The following is a 14749-nucleotide window of genomic DNA, read 5'->3' on the forward strand; positions in this document are numbered from 1 at the left end:
GACATGCGCTCAACTCCTAGCCGCCGCCGCGTCCTGTGGGATGCGGCGGCGGCCCTTTCGGCCGCCGCGCTGCCGGATATTGCGTGGGCACAGAGCGCAACGCAGCCGCCGCCGAAGCCAGCCGCCAAACCCAGCCCATATTCCATCAACGAGCCTGTTTCGATTGAGGTCAAGGCGCGGCCGTTGCCGTCGTTCGATATCCGCGATCGTTCGCGGGTGCGGTTCGGTTCGCTGGAATATCGCAGCGGTCTGATCCTGACCTCGCCGTTCTCCGCGTTCGGCGGCCTGTCGGCGCTGCGGCTCGATGCCAAGGGCGAACGCTTCATTTCGCTCAGCGACAAGGGGACGTGGTTCACCGGCCGCATCGTTTATCGCGGCCGCGAGATGACCGGGCTCGACGATGTCGAAGCCGCGCCGCTGCTCGGGCCCGACGGCAAACCGATCATCACGCGCGGCTGGTACGATTCCGAATCGCTCGCGCTCGATGGCTCGATCGCCTATGTCGGACTCGAGCGCGTCAACCAGGTGCTACGATACGATTTCGCCAAGGGCTTCACGCGCGCATCCGGCGAGGTCGTGCCGCTGCCGCCGGCAGCGCGCAAACTTCCCTCCAACAAGGGGCTCGAGGCGCTGGTCTTCGTGCCCAAGGAATCGTCCAAGGAATCGCCCAAAGGGCTGCCGCTTGCGGGCACGCTGATCGCGATGTCCGAGCGCGGGCTCGATGCCAACGGCAATCTCATCGCCTTCCTGGTCGGCGGCAAGACGCCCGGCCAGTTCAGCGTGCGCCGCACCGAAAATTTCGACATCAGCGACGCCGTGCTGCTGCCGTCGGGCGATCTGTTGATCCTGGAGCGGAAATTCTCCTGGCTCGGCGGCATTGGCATCCGCATTCGCCGTCTCACGCTGTCCGAGATCGCGCCCGGTGCCGTCGTCGACGGTCCTGATATCTTCAATGCCGATCTCAGCAACGAGATCGACAACATGGAAGGCATCGACGCCCATGTCACGGAGCAGGGCGAAACCGTGTTGACCATGGTCTCCGACGACAATTTCTCCCTGATCCAGCGCAATCTGCTGCTGCAGTTCACGCTGGTGGAGCGAGGTTAGGGCGGGGGCGCCGTTACCGCATTGCTGACCTGCGTCCCGGCCGCTCCGGCGGGCGGTTGGTGATCGCACGCACCGCCTCTATGTTGTCAGCACCCTTTCATTAAGGTCCGGATATTCCCCGCATGAGCACCCTGTTCTCCCCGATCGAGCTGCGCGGCCTGAAACTTGCCAACCGCATCACGGTCTCGCCGATGTGCCAGTATTCGGCCGTCGACGGTTCGGCCACTGACTGGCACTTCACCCACATCAACATGCTGGCGCTGTCGGGCGCCGCGATGTTCTGCATCGAGGCCACCCATGTCGAGGACATCGGGCGCATCACACCGGGCTGCCTCGGTCTCTACAGCGACGCCAATGAGGCGGCGCTGAAGCCGATCCTGGCCTCGGTGCGCAAGCATTCGAAGGCGGCGGTCGCGATGCAACTCGCCCATGCCGGCCGCAAGGCGTCGAGCCAGCGTCCCTGGGAGGGCGGGCAATTGATCCCGGTCGCGCAAGGCGGCTGGCAGACGGTGGCGCCATCGGCCGTGCCGCACAAGGACGGCGAGGCGTCGCCGCTGGCGCTTGATGACGCCGGACTGAAGCGGATCCGCGATGAATTTGTCGCTGCTGCGAAGCGCGCCGATCGGCTCGGCATCGATGCGCTCGAGCTGCACAGCGCGCACGGATATCTCTTGCACCAGTTCCTGTCGCCGATCGCGAACAAGCGCACCGATCAATATGGCGGCTCGCTGACGAACCGCATGCGCTATCCGCTGGAAGTGTTCGACGCGGTGCGCGCCGCGTTTCCGGACCGCAAGCCGGTCGGCGTGCGGGTCTCGGCGACCGATTGGGTCGAAGGCGGCTGGGACGTCGCGCAGACCATCGAATACAGCAAGGAATTGAAGAAGCGCGGTGTCGACTGGATGGACGTCTCCTCCGGCGGCGTCTCGCCGCTGCAGAAGATCCCGCTCGGCCCGGGCTACCAGGTGCCGGCGGCACAGGCGGTGAGGGAGGCGACCGGTGTCACCACGATGGCGGTCGGCCTGATCACGGAAGCCAAGCAGGCGGAAGAGATCGTTGCTTCGGGCAAGGCCGACATGGTCGCGCTCGCCCGTGGCCTGCTTTACGACCCGCGTTGGGGCTGGCACGCCGCCGCCACGCTCGGCGGCGAGGTGACGGCGCCGCCGCAATATTGGCGCTCGCAGCCGTCGACGCAGAAGGCGTTGTTCGGCACGACAACGTTCGGGGCGAGGTAAGTTCAATACGAGACAAGAGGAATCCTGATGGAACTCGGATACTTCGCGATGCCTTCGCATCCGCCGGAGTGCGGATTGAAGGAGGGCCACGACTGGGACCTTCAGGTGCTGCGGTGGCTGGACGAACTCGGCTATCAGGAAGCCTGGATCGGTGAGCACCACACCGCGCCCTGGGAGCCGCATCCGTCGCCCGACCTGTTGATCGCGCAGGCGCTACTGCAAACAAAAAATATCCGCATCGGGCCGGGCGGTTTCCTGCTGCCGTATCATCATCCTGCCGAGCTCGCCAACCGTGTCGCGATGCTGGATCACCTCTCCGAGGGCCGGCTCAATTTCGGCGTCGCGGCGAGCGGCCTGCCGAGCGACTGGGCGATGTTCAACGTCGACGGCATGTCGGGCCAAAACCGTGACATGACGCGCGAAGCGCTCGAGATCATCCTGAAGATGTGGGCCGAGCCGGGCCCGTGGACCCACAGGGGCAAGTTCTGGACGGTGACCAAGCCGGACACGATGTTCGATTTCCTGAAACCGCACATCAAGCCGAAGCAGGCGCCGCATCCGCCGATTGCCGTCGCGGGACTATCGAAGAACTCCGACACGCTGAAGCTTGCCGGTGAGCGCGGCTTCATCCCGATGAGCCTCAATCTCAATCCCGCCTATGTCGGCAGCCACTGGGACTCGGTCGAGGCCGGTGCCGCCAAGACCGGCCGCAAGCCGAGCCGCAAGGACTGGCGGATGGTGCGTGAGGTGTTCGTCGCCGACACCGATGAGGAGGCCTGGAAGCTGTCGACCGGCGACATGATGGGCCGGATGATGGGCGAGTATTTCCTGCCTCTGCTCGGGCACTTCGGCTTCAAGGATTATTTGAAAGCGTCACCCGACGTGGCCGACAGCGACGTCACGGTCGAATATTGCGCCCGCAACAACTGGATCGTCGGCTCGCCGGCAACCGTCACCGAGAAGATCGAGAAGATCTATCACGAGGTCGGCGGCTTCGGTGTGCTCTTGGTGTTCGGCTTCGACTACAAGCACAGGCCCGAGGCGTGGCACAATTCGCTGCGGCTGTTGAAGCAGGACGTACTGCCGCGGCTGAAGCATCTCGACGCCGCGATCGCCTAGCCATAAAAGCGTGACGTGGTCGCGGGCATGTGAGATGGCGCGTCTTTCGCAACGCGGCGAAAAGGCCTAGCCTGATCTTCGGGGCGATCGATGAGGGCACGGCGAATGCGGGCCCGCGCGCGGAAATTTGCTCACATCCTTGAACGTCTCGGCCTTGCCATGGCCGGCGCCGGGAGCGGCCTGTTCGTGGCCGTCCATGTCGGCTCGAGCGTATCGGCGCTGACCTCGCAGGCGTTCCTGCTCGTCATGATGCTTGGCGGCGCTGTCGGATTCTATCTCGGCATCGATACGCCGCAGCTGGCGTTTCATCCGACCAACGGTGGCTCGACGCGCAAGATCGATGCGGCGGAGCTCCTCAGCGCGGTCGGCACTTTCCTCGCGACCCTGGTCGCCTTCTTCTCGGTCGGCGTGATCGTGCTGCGCAGCGAGCCCGACATTGGCTGGACCGCGGCGATCATGGTGGGCTGGGTACTTGGCATCGCCATGCAGATCGTGGCCGGCACGATCGCGCGGCTACGCGCCTGAGTTTCGATAATTGATAGTGATTTCAATAATTTAAATGGAGTGTGGCCGCGAGAGAGCTCGATCGGCGCAAGATTCCCTGCCACTCCATGCAGAATTACCTTGAGCGCCGCTCATTCTTGCTCTATAACTTGAGCGTTGCTCAAGTTGGCATAGGAGGCCACGCTCATGCAGACCCTAGCACTTCAACTGACCACCACCTTCGTTGATGACGCGATTGCGTTCGTGACGGACATCGGCCGCAGCATCGTCGAGCTCGCGACCGCGCCGATCGAGCGCATCGCACGGGCCTGCGACGTCGCAGGTGTGCTGGAGCAGCGGCGCGCGAACATAAGCGCGCCGCGTCCGGTTCCGCATATCGGCCGCCGTCGCAATCTGCGCAACGGCTGGTTCTCGCTGTTCGGTGGCCTGAGCGAGCTGACCTGAGGTCAGGACGGCAGCGGTCATGCGCACGCCGAATTGTCACCAAATGCTCAACAAAGCACTCACCATGTCCCGCGCCAGCACCTCTCTGGATCGATCGACCGCGGCCCTGAGAAAGGTCTCGTACATTTCTGCCGGGCATGGTGGCGCCGCTCCGGCGCGCACGATCAGCGCCGGATCGAACCGATACGCGACCAAGAAGACTAAAGGCTGCGGCATCTCTCTCATTTCCCATCGCTCGTCCTCCGACACCCGAGATTGCAGATCCTTCGGGGCCGCACGCCCGAACACAAGGAAACGGTCATGATCAAGGAATTGATGTCGTCCCGCCGCTTCGCGCCGCTGTTCTGGGCCCAGTTCTGCTCGGCGTTGAACGACAACGTGCTGAAGAATGCGCTGGTCATCATGCTGCTTTACGGCGCGACCGTCGAGCAGGGACCGACGCTGGTTCAACTCGCGGGCGCGATCTTCATCTTCCCGTTCTTCGTCCTGTCGGGACTCGGCGGCGAACTCGCCGACAAATACGTCAAATCCGTCGTGGCACGGCGCCTCAAGTTCTTCGAGATCTTCGCCGCAGGCTTTGCAGCCGCGGGCTTCTTCGCACATTCGATCCCGCTCCTGTTCATCGCGCTGGCGCTGTTCGGCATCGTTGCGGCCCTGTTCGGTCCGGTGAAATACGCCATGCTGCCCGACCAGCTCTCGGTTCCCGAACTCGCGACCGGCAACGCGCTGGTCGAAGGCGCGACCTTCATGGCGATCCTGATCGGCACCATTGCCGGCGGCCTGTTCGTCGCGGGGGCGAGCCACATGGGCTGGATCTGCGCCGCCGTGATCGGCCTGGCGTTGCTGTCCTGGGGCTTTGCGTCGCGCATTCCGGTGACGCAGCCGTCGGCGCCCGATCTGCCGATCACCAAAAATCCCTGGACCTCGACCGTGCGTCTGTTGAAGGCGCTCCATGCCGAACCGCGGCTGTGGGACGGCATGATTATCGTGTCCTGGTTCTGGATGGTCGGCGCGATCGTGCTGGGGCTGCTGCCCCCGCTGGTCAAGGATGGCGTTGGCGGCACCGAGGATGTGGTCCCGCTCTGCCTTGCGGTCTTTGCCATCGGCATCGCCGTCGGCTCGCTGTTCGCCGCGCAACTCAGCCATATCAGACCCAATATCGCGCTGGTGCCGATCGGCGCCATCGTGATGGGCCTCGTCGGCCTCGATCTCGCCTGGGCGATCGGCCACACCTCGCTCGGCCATGACGTCACCGCGGCCGCGTTCGCGACGTCGTTCGGCGGCGTTCGCATGCTCATCGACTTCTTCCTGTTTGCCTTCGGCGGCGGCCTGTTCGTGGTGCCGTCCTTTGCCGCGGTACAGGCCTGGACTCAGCCTTCCGAGCGCGCCCGGATCATCGCCGCCGGCAATATCCTGCAGGCGGGATTCATGGTCGCCGGCGCGCTGTTCGTCGCGCTGCTGCAGGCCGCGGGACTGCCGATCGCCTGGATCTTCTTCGGCCTTGCGATCGCGAGCTTCGGCACCGTCTGGTTCGTGCTGAGCAAATGGGGCAAGGAGGGCGTGCGTGATTTCGGCGCGCTGCTGTTCCGGGCGCTGTTCCGCCTCGAGGTGCGCGGCATGGAGAATTTGCCGCCCGCAGGCACGCGCATGCTGATCGCGCCGAACCATGTCAGCCTGGTCGATGGTCCGCTGCTGCACGCCATGCTGCCGATCGACGCGAGCTTCGCGGTTGATACCGGCATCTCGAAGGCGTGGTGGGCCAAGCCGTTCCTGAAAATGATCAAGCACTACACGATGGACCCGACCAAGCCGTTGGCCGCGCGCGACCTGATCAAGCTGGTTTCCGCCGGCGAGCCGGTGGTGATCTTTCCGGAAGGGCGCATTACCGTCTCCGGTTCGCTGATGAAGGTCTATGACGGCACCGCGATGATCGCCGACAAGGCCGACGCCGTCGTCGTGCCGGTCCGTATCGAGGGCGCGCAGCGCTCGCATCTCAGCTACCTGAAGAATGGCGAGATCAAGCGCTCCTGGTTTCCCAAGGTGACGATCTCGATCCTGCCGCCAGTGAAATTGCCGATCGACCAGGCGCTGAAGGGCAAGGCCCGCCGCAACGCCGCCGGCGCAGCACTTCAGGACGTCATGATCGACGCCATGGTCAAGAACGCGATGCTCGACCAGACGCTGTTCGACGGCCTCGGCCACGCCTATCGCGACCGCGACACCGGAAAACCGATCATCGAGGACGCGCTTGGCACCAAGCTGACCTATCGCAAGCTGATCCTCGGCGCGCAGGTCCTGAGCCGCAAGCTCGAGCAGGGCACCTCTGTCGGTGAGAACATCGGCGTGCTGTTGCCGAACTCGGCCGGCGTTGCCGTCGTGTTCATGGCGCTGCAGACCATCGGTCGCGTGCCGGCGATGCTCAATTTCTCGGCCGGTCCGGTCAACGTGCTGTCGGCGATGAAGGCGGCGCAGGTCAAGACCGTGCTGACCTCGAAGGCGTTCATCGAGAAGGGCAAGCTCGACAAGCTGATGACGGCTATCGCCGAGCAGGCGCGTGTCGTCTATCTCGAGGACGTGCGCACCGGCATCAGCCTCGCCGACAAGATCGCTGGCTTCCGCGCCGGCATCGCGCCGCGCGTCTCCCGCAAGGCTGATGATCCGGCCGTCATCCTGTTCACTTCGGGCTCGGAGGGCACGCCGAAGGGCGTCGTGCTCTCCCATCGCAACATCCTCGCCAACGCGGCGCAGGCATTCGCACGGGTCGACGCCAATGCCAACGACAAGGTGTTCAACGTCCTGCCGGTGTTCCACTCGTTTGGCCTGACCGGCGGCATGATGATGCCGCTGCTCGGCGGCATCCCGATCTTCATGTATCCGTCGCCGCTGCATTACCGGATCGTGCCCGAGCTGATCTATCAGACCGGATCGACCATCCTGTTCGGCACCGACACCTTCCTCACCGGCTACGCCCGCTCGGCGCACGCCTATGATTTCCGTACGCTGCGGCTCGTCATTGCCGGCGCGGAAGCGGTCAAGGAGCGCACCCGGCAGATCTACATGGAGCGCTACGGCATCCGCATCCTCGAAGGCTACGGCGTCACCGAGACCGCGCCGGTGCTGGCGATGAACACGACGATGGCGAACCGCCAGGGTACCGTCGGCCGGATCTCGCCGCTGATGGAATACCGCCTCGATCCGGTCCCCGGCATCGAGGAAGGCGGGCGCCTCTCGGTGCGTGGGCCCAACGTCATGCTCGGATATCTCCGTGCGGAAAATCCCGGCGTGCTCGAGCCGCTGGTGGACGGCTGGCATGACACCGGCGATATCGTCGCGATCGACGCGCAGGGTTTTATTGCCATCAAGGGCCGCGCCAAGCGGTTCGCCAAGATCGCCGGCGAAATGGTCTCGCTGTCGGCAGTCGAGACGATGGCCGCAGCAATCTGGCCGCAGGCGATGTCGGTCGCGGTCTCGATCCCGGACGCGCGCAAGGGCGAACGCATCGTGCTGCTGACCACGCAGAAGGACGCCGACCGCGCCGCCATGCAGCGGCAGGCCAAGAGCGTCGGCGCCTCCGAACTCGCCGTGCCCGCCGACATCCGCATCGTCGACAAGGTGCCGCTGCTCGGCACCGGCAAGACCGACTATGTCGGCGCCACCGCGCTGGCGAAGGAGTTGGCGGCTGCGCCTGCAGCGCAGGCCGAGCCCGATGGCGAGGAGCCCGCACCGGAGTCACTGCAGCAACACGTCGCATGATGGTTGTGCTTTTCGGGAGCTTGTTGTCAGATGACTGGCAACTGCTCCCAAAGAAAGCACACCATGATGCCGCTGCCGCTCGATCCCGTCATAGAAAAAATCATTCCGCTGCTGCCATTGCGCGATCCCGCGGTCATGACGCCGCAGAGTGCGCGCGATTCGCTGCGGGCGCTGGCCGATGCGCGCGCTGCCATACCGCCGCCGCCGGTCGATCGCGTCGAGAATATCGAGGTGAAGGGCGGCGCCGGGAAGCTTGCGGCGCGAGTCTATCGCAGCGGCCAAGGCAAGGCGCCAACAGTCGTGTTCTTCCATGGCGGCGGCTGGGTTGCCGGCGATCTCGAGACCCATGACCGCCAGGCGCGCAACCTCGTGATCGAGACCGGCGCGGTGGTGATCTCGGTCGACTATCGCCGGCCGCCCGAGACACGCTTCCCCGGCGCGTTCGAGGATGCGTTTGCGGCCACGCGCGATGTGATCGCGCGCATCGGTGAATTCGGCGGCGACTTGTCGCGCCTCGGCGTCGCCGGTGATTCCGCCGGTGGCAATCTTGCCGCGACCGTGGCGCTGGCGTGCCGCGATGCCGGGATCACGCTTGCCGCGCAATTGCTGGTCTATCCGGTCACCGATGTAACAGGCAATTTCGCCGATGCGGCGGAGAACGCGAAATATCCGTCGCGCGAAGAGAATGCGGAAGGCTATTTCCTGTCGCGTGCGACGATGGAGTGGTTCGCCGGGCATTATCTCGCCGACAAGGCGCAAGGCGCCGACTGGCGCGTCTCGCCGCTGCGCGCAAAGACGCTCGCAGGTCTCGCCCCGGCCGTCGTCACCACCGCCTGGTTCGATCCGCTGCGCGATGAGGGTGTGGCTTATGCGAAGGCGCTGCAGGCCGCCGGTGTGCCGGTGAACTATCATCCCGGCGAGGGCCTGATTCACGGCTATTTCGGCTTGGGCGATACATCGGAGGCCGCGCGCGCCGAGGCGCAGCGGGCGCGGGCGGATTTCAGGGTGTTGTTGGAGAGGGGTGTCTAAATTCTTCGTCGTCCCGGCCTGCGCCGGGACGACGATGGGGAGGGACTCTGCCTTACCGCGCGCGCACGCTGCCGGTGGTGATCGGATCCGTCGGCAGCACGGTGGCGCCGGCGCGGTCGGCGGCGGCTGAGGTGATCATGCCGGGGCCGGCGGCGCGCACATCGTGGCGCGGGGTGAATTCGAGGAGAATCAGTGCGGCCGTCGCCAGCACCGCCACAATGGCGGTTGCGAGTGCGGGCACCAGTCTTCCGCGCGTATCGAATGCGCGAACTTGCATTTTATTAATTCCTTTATTCGGGTCGTCTTGCAGATACGATCTAGGAGCGGTTCGGTTTCTTCCCAAGGGTGCGGCGCACGCGCCTCACGATGAGTTGTGCCGGCCGTGATATTCACGGCCCCTCTCCCGAATCGGAGGCGTGGTGTACTGCGTCGTTTGCGCACAAACAATTGGAAATGATCGCGTCCGATGCATGCGCCTCATGCGCGCGCAATGCCGTGAACAACCCGGTTTCGTTAGGGTTTTCTTCACCGGGATCGCGGCGGCTTTTGTGCCTGCAACGGCGGCAGTTCGCAGTCCTGCCGTCATTATGAGCAACGTTAGCGAACTGTCTCGCGAGAGCGCCGCTAGCGACGACGCAATCCGTCTCTCCACGCGCGGCACGATAGAATGGATTGCTTCGCGCCTGCCTCCGCAGGGGCGCACTGCCAAAATATCGAAAACAACCCCATGCAAAGTAGCCGGCGGCTACCGGCGTTCGACACGAGCGCCGCTCGCCCCGACAAGCGGGAGAGGTGCAGCCAGTCTGCCGTCCGACCGACTCAACCTGGCCTCATCATGCTCAGGAGGCCGGCGGGCAGGGCCAGCCAGTCATCCGTCGTCAGGAGACGGCGCGCAGAATGAATGCGGCGACGGTCAAAATTGACCAGTCAGGTCTGGCTGGATGTGATCGACTGGGACTGGAACGCCGCGCAGGCCGCACCTGACGCCGTTCCCCCAGATGGCCCCAGCGCTCAGCCCCCGCGCTGGGGCTGTTCTGCTCCACCTGGGACCAAACCTGAGCCGGAGAGTCGGTCCCAAGCGTCCCGGCCTGAAAGGCACATGACGATGAAGATCAGAGAACATATTTGCCCGACGTGCAAGGGAACGGGTTTCCCCGCCGTGAAGCAGCCGGTGCAGGCGAACCACAAAATCTATCCCGCCAAATGCACGTCATGTGGCGGCAAGGGGAAGATTGCGGACAAGGACTGAAGTCACCTTGACGCGTCGATCTCGTGGAGCATGAGAGCGTTTTCCAGCGAAGTGGATACCGGTTCGCGCAAAGAAAACGCGTCAAAACGAGAATCTAGAGCTCCGTTCCGATTCCATCGGATCGGAAACGGCTCTGGCCGAGGCGGGCTTGGCGTTTGGCTTTCAATTCGCAAACCATGCGATTGAGTTGCCATAGCTCGACGTCGTGACCGTTGACCAGGTTTTCGGCGCGGTGCCTGGCGGCCTCGTCATTGTCGCAGAGGAAGTCGATACGCCGTCGGATCCGGCCCTTTGAACCTATGACGTAGGCGCGGTAGTCTTGCATCTGCGGCTCCCCACCAGCGGTCACGACATCACGGCCCTATTTGGGGGCTTGCAATTGGCCATGAAGCCAGCCGTTTGCTTTCGGGGATTTCATCGGGTCGGCCAGATCGGCGACGACCTGATGGATGCCGGTGCACACGGGGCATTCAAAGGTGCGGATATCGAAGTCCCATGCGCCGTGCGTAATCCGAGCCAGCATGGTTGTTGTTCGACACGTCGAACATAGAGGCTGGAACATGTTGCGCGCCTCGATCAGGCGGGAGCACGACGGAGCTCTCAGTCGCCGGCAGGTGCCGTTACAGGGCCGGTGATGCAGGAAGCTTGGAACGGATGAAGCTTCGCCGCTGGTCTGTTTTGATCACTTTGGAAAAAATTAACGATTTAGGCCGGGCCCGCGAACTCGATAGGACCGCCGCTGGTGTTCTGCGCGGTCGCCATGGTCGGTCATCGCGATCCTCCCCCGTAGTTTACGAAGGGGAAGCGTCCGAAACGTTCATTTAGAATTGTATTTTCCGCATGTGGTCGAACCTGGCTATCTTGCGGTCTCGCTGCCAAAGCTCGACGTCGTGGCCGTCAATCAGCTGCTCTGCCTGTTCCATGGCCTCGGTATCATCGGCGCATTCGAGCGGAACAGCGGTGTGGAAATGGCCGTCTTGGCCGATGATGTAAGCTCGGTATTCCGGCATATGACTCTCCCTTGGATCGGGCGGGAGTGCTACCGAACTCTCAGTCACCGATAGTGGCCATGGGGCGCGCGGCGATGGCCCTTATGTAGATACTTGTCACCATTCCTCAAGCCAGGCCCGCTCTCGCTGAGAGCGAACATTCACCGCGCCGCAATCCTTACTGCGAACGCCGGCCAAGCCCTGGTTTCCTTTCGATCAGGCGAGCGAGGATGCTCAAAATCAGCTCAGGACAGCTGAGGTTAAAGTGCGAACAATACCCGGGCATGGTCACACCGCGCGGCAATTGGTCGCCACCGAGGAACCAGCGCCGTGGCATCGACTTGATGCAGCGGGTCGGTTTGCCGGCCTGCACGGCCTTGTATTCTCCTGCCCCCAAAGCCTTGGCCGTGCACTTCCGGGGGTGGTCGCGGCGCTAGCCGTACCCGATTTCCTTGTCCGCTGTGTTCACAAGTGCACCGTCACGCCGCGCCCGGCAGGTGTAGCTTTCAGCCATCACCGCGCGGATATCCTGGCCTCTATCGGTGACTGAGAACGCCCGTTGCGCTCCCGCCTTCTGTTGGAATGGAGCAGCGTCATGCCGATGAGCCTTTCCAATCCCCGCCGCTCCGTCGAGCAGCACCTCGCGGATGAATCGATCCGCCTGCGCGAGGAAGCCAGCGCCATGCCTCCCGGCGTGGAGCGCGACCGCCTGATCCGCATGGCGCGTCGCGCCGAGACCGCCTCGCGCGTCAATGCGTGGGTGACGTCGCCGGGATTGCAGTCGCCGAAGTGAGCGACGACGCGATCAGGCTGCTTCGGTGACCGCGCGAATTTTCAGCTGCACGCCGGTCTCGTCCTGCAAGGCCCTGACGACGCCGAGCAGGTTGTCGGCAGTCGGATTGCCGTCCGGCCCGAACATCCGCATCAGGCTCTTCGGCGGGCGTCCCAGTACCTCGCCCAGCCGCTCAAACCCAACGGTCGCATTGATATAGGCCCGCAGCGTCGCGCGGCCGTCATCGGTCTCGCCGGCCAGCAGCGCCTGCATCGCCTCCTGGAACAGCGCCTTGCGAAACGCAGGCTCGCGCTCGGCCCGCGACCGCACCGTGTCGCGAAAACTTTGAGTCAGTGGCATGGGCTCATTCTTCATTTGCGCTCTCGCGCTTTGGCACGCTTACAAGTCGGTGCCATCCTGCGGACGGGAGGTGAAGATTGAACCTACGACGAAATATCGCGATCCCATTCAGCAATTTCGCGCAGTGCCTTGTCTCTGACATACATGGTCTGACCGTTGTCGCGGACTGCGTCCCGCACGATCTTCGAAAGCTTCTCGTTCCACACGGTCGCCTCTTCGAGCTGAGAAAAACGCGATTTAGCTGCTGCGAAGGTACTGCTGTCGGCAAAACGCAGTGCGGTATATGTCGCCAACCGGCCCGCTGTCTGCTCATGCCTGCAATAAGCTTTAAATAGAGTGTGAGCAAGTTTTGAAAGGTCGCCGCCTTTCAGGGGGAACGCTTGAAATTTGGCTAAGAAGCCGTAGGGGGCCTCGCCTAAATGGACTGCGAATGCTGGCATGTTGCGACCCATGACAAATCCAACTTCTTGATCCGTCCAATTGCTCTTGTGAAATCCCGGATGCAACAGTGCGACGAGCGAGTGGCATGTCCGAAGCGCATCTTCGATGGTATTCTCCCATCGAGATGTAGGGGTGATATCGGCGTGCGCAACGAACGCGTCAATTCCATATTCAGCTAGTGCAACCTTAAGCGACGCTGCTTCTGCTTGCTTGCTGGATAGGTGGGAGATGAAGACCCTTAGTCGATTAGCCTTCCATACCATCGCATCAGACATCTCGAAACTTCCATAAGTATTAGAATGACGTTGAAAGAAACACGTCCGACGATACAGCGATTGAAGCGGAAAGGATCATCATCGGGTAGAGGTTTTCCGCTCTTGCAATCTCATACGTCCCCCACCCTCGTTGCAAAGGATAGTTGTCGTTTCCACGTCCGTCCACCGTTAGATGGCGGACCCGTGAGGGCGTCGAGGCCAGCTATCGGCCAAAGAGGGCTTTCGACACGAGCGACACCGAAAGTATTGGACGGCCGTCATCACAGTGGGAGCTACAGCGGGTTTCAAATTCCTGGGAGATTGGATACTCTCTCGACTGAAATCGTCCGAGCCGCCGACACAACTGACGATCAATCACACGACCATCAACGCCGAGAATGTCGTGACCATCATCAATAATTTTGGGAGTAAAGTCGATGACGAAGCACGGCCTGATCATTGAAGAGTTGGAGCGCGAGCGAGCCAATATCGATAAGCTCTGGGAAGGTCTCGGCACTCGTCAGGTCCGAGTCCATCCGCCAGGCGGTGCGGAAGTCCTTGTCACAACCAAATATGCGGATGGTCTACGGCAAGCGTCGGATGCGCTCAACAAAGCGATACAGGCTCTAAAGAACGTAGGCGCCGGGCATGACTAAGCCGTCATTCGAGATCGGCGATACCGTGACGCTTACAAGCGGGGGCCATTTAATGACCGTGATTTCTATCGATCCCGAAGACGTAGTCACGTGCGCGTGGTCTGTGAGGGAAGACATTAAATCCAAGGGCTTCCCTGGTGCTGCGTTGATTAAAGCCGACAAGCCGCAAACGTTGGAAGAATTGCTCGCAGGTTAATCGGGCGAGCAATCGGCCCGTGCCGGCAGGAGCAGCCCATGATCTACTCATACTTCAAAGACTTTGCCGGGCCAGTCGCCACCATAATCGCGGCGGTCGTTGCCGCCTTTTTCATCCGACGGCAATGGCAGACAGCACAACAACAGGCGCACACGGCGTTAGATCAGCTTCGCTATAATCTATTCGAGAAACGATATGCAATTTACGCGGCGGCACGGGAAGCGATAAGGATCACCTTCGAAAAGCGCGATCAAGATACGATGCCGCACGAGCTAGATGCGTTGTTTCTGCGCTTTGAAGAGGCGCGTTTCTTCTTCCCTGATCATATACATGCGTTTCTGGATCAGCTTCGCAAAGATATAAAAGCATTCCTCACTAAGAACTATCTCCATAGGAGGAACGCCGCACAACACACAGACCCGCAAAGCGCGGAGATACGCGGGGTACTATTAGGTGAGGAAGCTGCTCTTTTATCGATGCAAGAGGGGCTTTACGTCACTTCTCAAGCACTCCCGAAAACTTTTGCCGGTGTGCTCGCCTTCCTACAATTGATTGGCAATAGACCGGGATGATCTTCGGGGCTTTTCACTTGCCGAAGGGACTTGCGCGCTCAATGAGCTCCGCTACGATTGCTAGCGGGA

General features: G+C 62.4%; 19 protein-coding genes. 12 read left to right on the top strand and 7 right to left on the bottom strand.

The window, feature by feature from the left end; genetic code table 11:
- The first annotated feature begins 3 nt into the window (after positions 1-3).
- The 5 genes from UP09_RS02115 to UP09_RS02135 all read left to right on the top strand — a co-directional run bounded on the left by UP09_RS02115 (position 4) and on the right by UP09_RS02135 (position 4409).
- Positions 4-1107 (top strand): esterase-like activity of phytase family protein, encoded by a 1104-nt coding sequence (locus tag UP09_RS02115; RefSeq protein WP_044536356.1) that lies wholly within the window; start codon positions 4-6, stop codon positions 1105-1107.
- Positions 1108-1229: 122 nt separating this feature from the next.
- Complete coding sequence (locus tag UP09_RS02120) at positions 1230-2342, top strand: NADH:flavin oxidoreductase/NADH oxidase (protein ID WP_044536357.1); 1113 nt, start codon at positions 1230-1232, stop codon at positions 2340-2342.
- 27 nt (positions 2343-2369) lie between these two features.
- Complete coding sequence (locus tag UP09_RS02125; protein WP_044536358.1) at positions 2370-3461, top strand: LLM class flavin-dependent oxidoreductase; 1092 nt, start codon at positions 2370-2372, stop codon at positions 3459-3461.
- A 105-nt stretch (positions 3462-3566) separates the two neighbouring features.
- On the top strand, positions 3567-3986 hold the full coding sequence (locus tag UP09_RS02130; protein WP_044536359.1) for a hypothetical protein: 420 nt from the start codon (positions 3567-3569) through the stop codon (positions 3984-3986).
- A gap of 165 nt (positions 3987-4151) precedes the next feature.
- Positions 4152-4409, top strand: a complete 258-nt coding sequence (locus UP09_RS02135; protein WP_044536360.1) for a hypothetical protein — start codon at positions 4152-4154, stop codon at positions 4407-4409.
- A gap of 36 nt (positions 4410-4445) precedes the next feature.
- On the opposite strand, the gene UP09_RS02140 is transcribed toward UP09_RS02135, so the two are convergent.
- Complete coding sequence (locus UP09_RS02140; protein ID WP_156164395.1) at positions 4446-4634, bottom strand: hypothetical protein; 189 nt, start codon at positions 4632-4634, stop codon at positions 4446-4448.
- Between the two features lie 75 nt (positions 4635-4709).
- Between UP09_RS02140 and UP09_RS02145 the strand changes: the two genes are divergently transcribed.
- Positions 4710-8162 (top strand): acyl-[ACP]--phospholipid O-acyltransferase, encoded by a 3453-nt coding sequence (locus tag UP09_RS02145; RefSeq protein ID WP_044536362.1) that lies wholly within the window; start codon positions 4710-4712, stop codon positions 8160-8162.
- A gap of 66 nt (positions 8163-8228) precedes the next feature.
- The gene (locus UP09_RS02150; protein ID WP_044536407.1) at positions 8229-9191 is read left to right on the top strand and encodes an alpha/beta hydrolase; all 963 of its coding nucleotides are present in this window, start codon (positions 8229-8231) and stop codon (positions 9189-9191) included.
- Positions 9192-9243: 52 nt separating this feature from the next.
- On the opposite strand, the gene UP09_RS02155 is transcribed toward UP09_RS02150, so the two are convergent.
- Positions 9244-9468, bottom strand: coding sequence for a hypothetical protein (locus tag UP09_RS02155; RefSeq protein WP_044536363.1), 225 nt, complete (start codon positions 9466-9468; stop codon positions 9244-9246).
- Positions 9469-10290: 822 nt separating this feature from the next.
- On the opposite strand from UP09_RS02155, the gene UP09_RS37370 reads away from it, so the two are divergent.
- Positions 10291-10440 carry a hypothetical protein gene (locus UP09_RS37370; protein WP_156164396.1) on the top strand — a complete coding sequence of 50 codons (150 nt, stop codon included), beginning with the start codon at positions 10291-10293 and terminating at the stop codon, positions 10438-10440.
- A gap of 94 nt (positions 10441-10534) precedes the next feature.
- On the opposite strand, the gene UP09_RS38005 is transcribed toward UP09_RS37370, so the two are convergent.
- From UP09_RS38005 to UP09_RS02165, 3 genes are all read right to left on the bottom strand, one after another.
- The gene (locus UP09_RS38005) at positions 10535-10765 is read right to left on the bottom strand and encodes a hypothetical protein (RefSeq protein ID WP_044536408.1); all 231 of its coding nucleotides are present in this window, start codon (positions 10763-10765) and stop codon (positions 10535-10537) included.
- A gap of 36 nt (positions 10766-10801) precedes the next feature.
- On the bottom strand, positions 10802-10963 hold the full coding sequence (locus UP09_RS37380) for a hypothetical protein (RefSeq protein ID WP_156164397.1): 162 nt from the start codon (positions 10961-10963) through the stop codon (positions 10802-10804).
- A 298-nt stretch (positions 10964-11261) separates the two neighbouring features.
- Positions 11262-11450: a hypothetical protein gene (locus UP09_RS02165; protein ID WP_044536364.1), complete on the bottom strand. Its 189-nt coding sequence runs from the start codon at positions 11448-11450 to the stop codon at positions 11262-11264.
- A gap of 574 nt (positions 11451-12024) precedes the next feature.
- Here UP09_RS02165 and UP09_RS02170 point away from each other — a divergent pair.
- On the top strand, positions 12025-12222 hold the full coding sequence (locus UP09_RS02170; protein WP_044536409.1) for a hypothetical protein: 198 nt from the start codon (positions 12025-12027) through the stop codon (positions 12220-12222).
- A gap of 12 nt (positions 12223-12234) precedes the next feature.
- Here the strand turns inward: UP09_RS02170 and UP09_RS02175 are convergent, their stop codons facing one another.
- Both UP09_RS02175 and UP09_RS36190 read right to left on the bottom strand, forming a co-directional pair.
- The gene (locus UP09_RS02175; RefSeq protein WP_044536365.1) at positions 12235-12561 is read right to left on the bottom strand and encodes a hypothetical protein; all 327 of its coding nucleotides are present in this window, start codon (positions 12559-12561) and stop codon (positions 12235-12237) included.
- Positions 12562-12644: 83 nt separating this feature from the next.
- Positions 12645-13277 (bottom strand): toll/interleukin-1 receptor domain-containing protein, encoded by a 633-nt coding sequence (locus UP09_RS36190; protein WP_052832920.1) that lies wholly within the window; start codon positions 13275-13277, stop codon positions 12645-12647.
- 416 nt (positions 13278-13693) lie between these two features.
- Here UP09_RS36190 and UP09_RS02185 point away from each other — a divergent pair, with 416 nt between their 5' ends.
- From UP09_RS02185 to UP09_RS02195, 3 genes are read left to right on the top strand one after another with little or no spacing between them, the layout of a single operon-like run.
- Entirely contained in the window at positions 13694-13912 is a 219-nt protein-coding gene (locus UP09_RS02185) for a hypothetical protein (protein WP_044536366.1), read from the top strand.
- Positions 13905-14108 (top strand): YodC family protein, encoded by a 204-nt coding sequence (locus tag UP09_RS02190; protein ID WP_044536367.1) that lies wholly within the window; start codon positions 13905-13907, stop codon positions 14106-14108. Before UP09_RS02185 ends, UP09_RS02190 begins: the two co-directional genes overlap by 8 nt.
- A 38-nt stretch (positions 14109-14146) precedes the next feature.
- Positions 14147-14680: a hypothetical protein gene (locus tag UP09_RS02195; RefSeq protein WP_044536368.1), complete on the top strand. Its 534-nt coding sequence runs from the start codon at positions 14147-14149 to the stop codon at positions 14678-14680.
- Positions 14681-14749 lie beyond the last annotated feature (69 nt).

It is taken from the genome of Bradyrhizobium sp. LTSP885 (genome assembly GCF_000938305.1).
Taxonomy (GTDB): domain Bacteria; phylum Pseudomonadota; class Alphaproteobacteria; order Rhizobiales; family Xanthobacteraceae; genus Bradyrhizobium.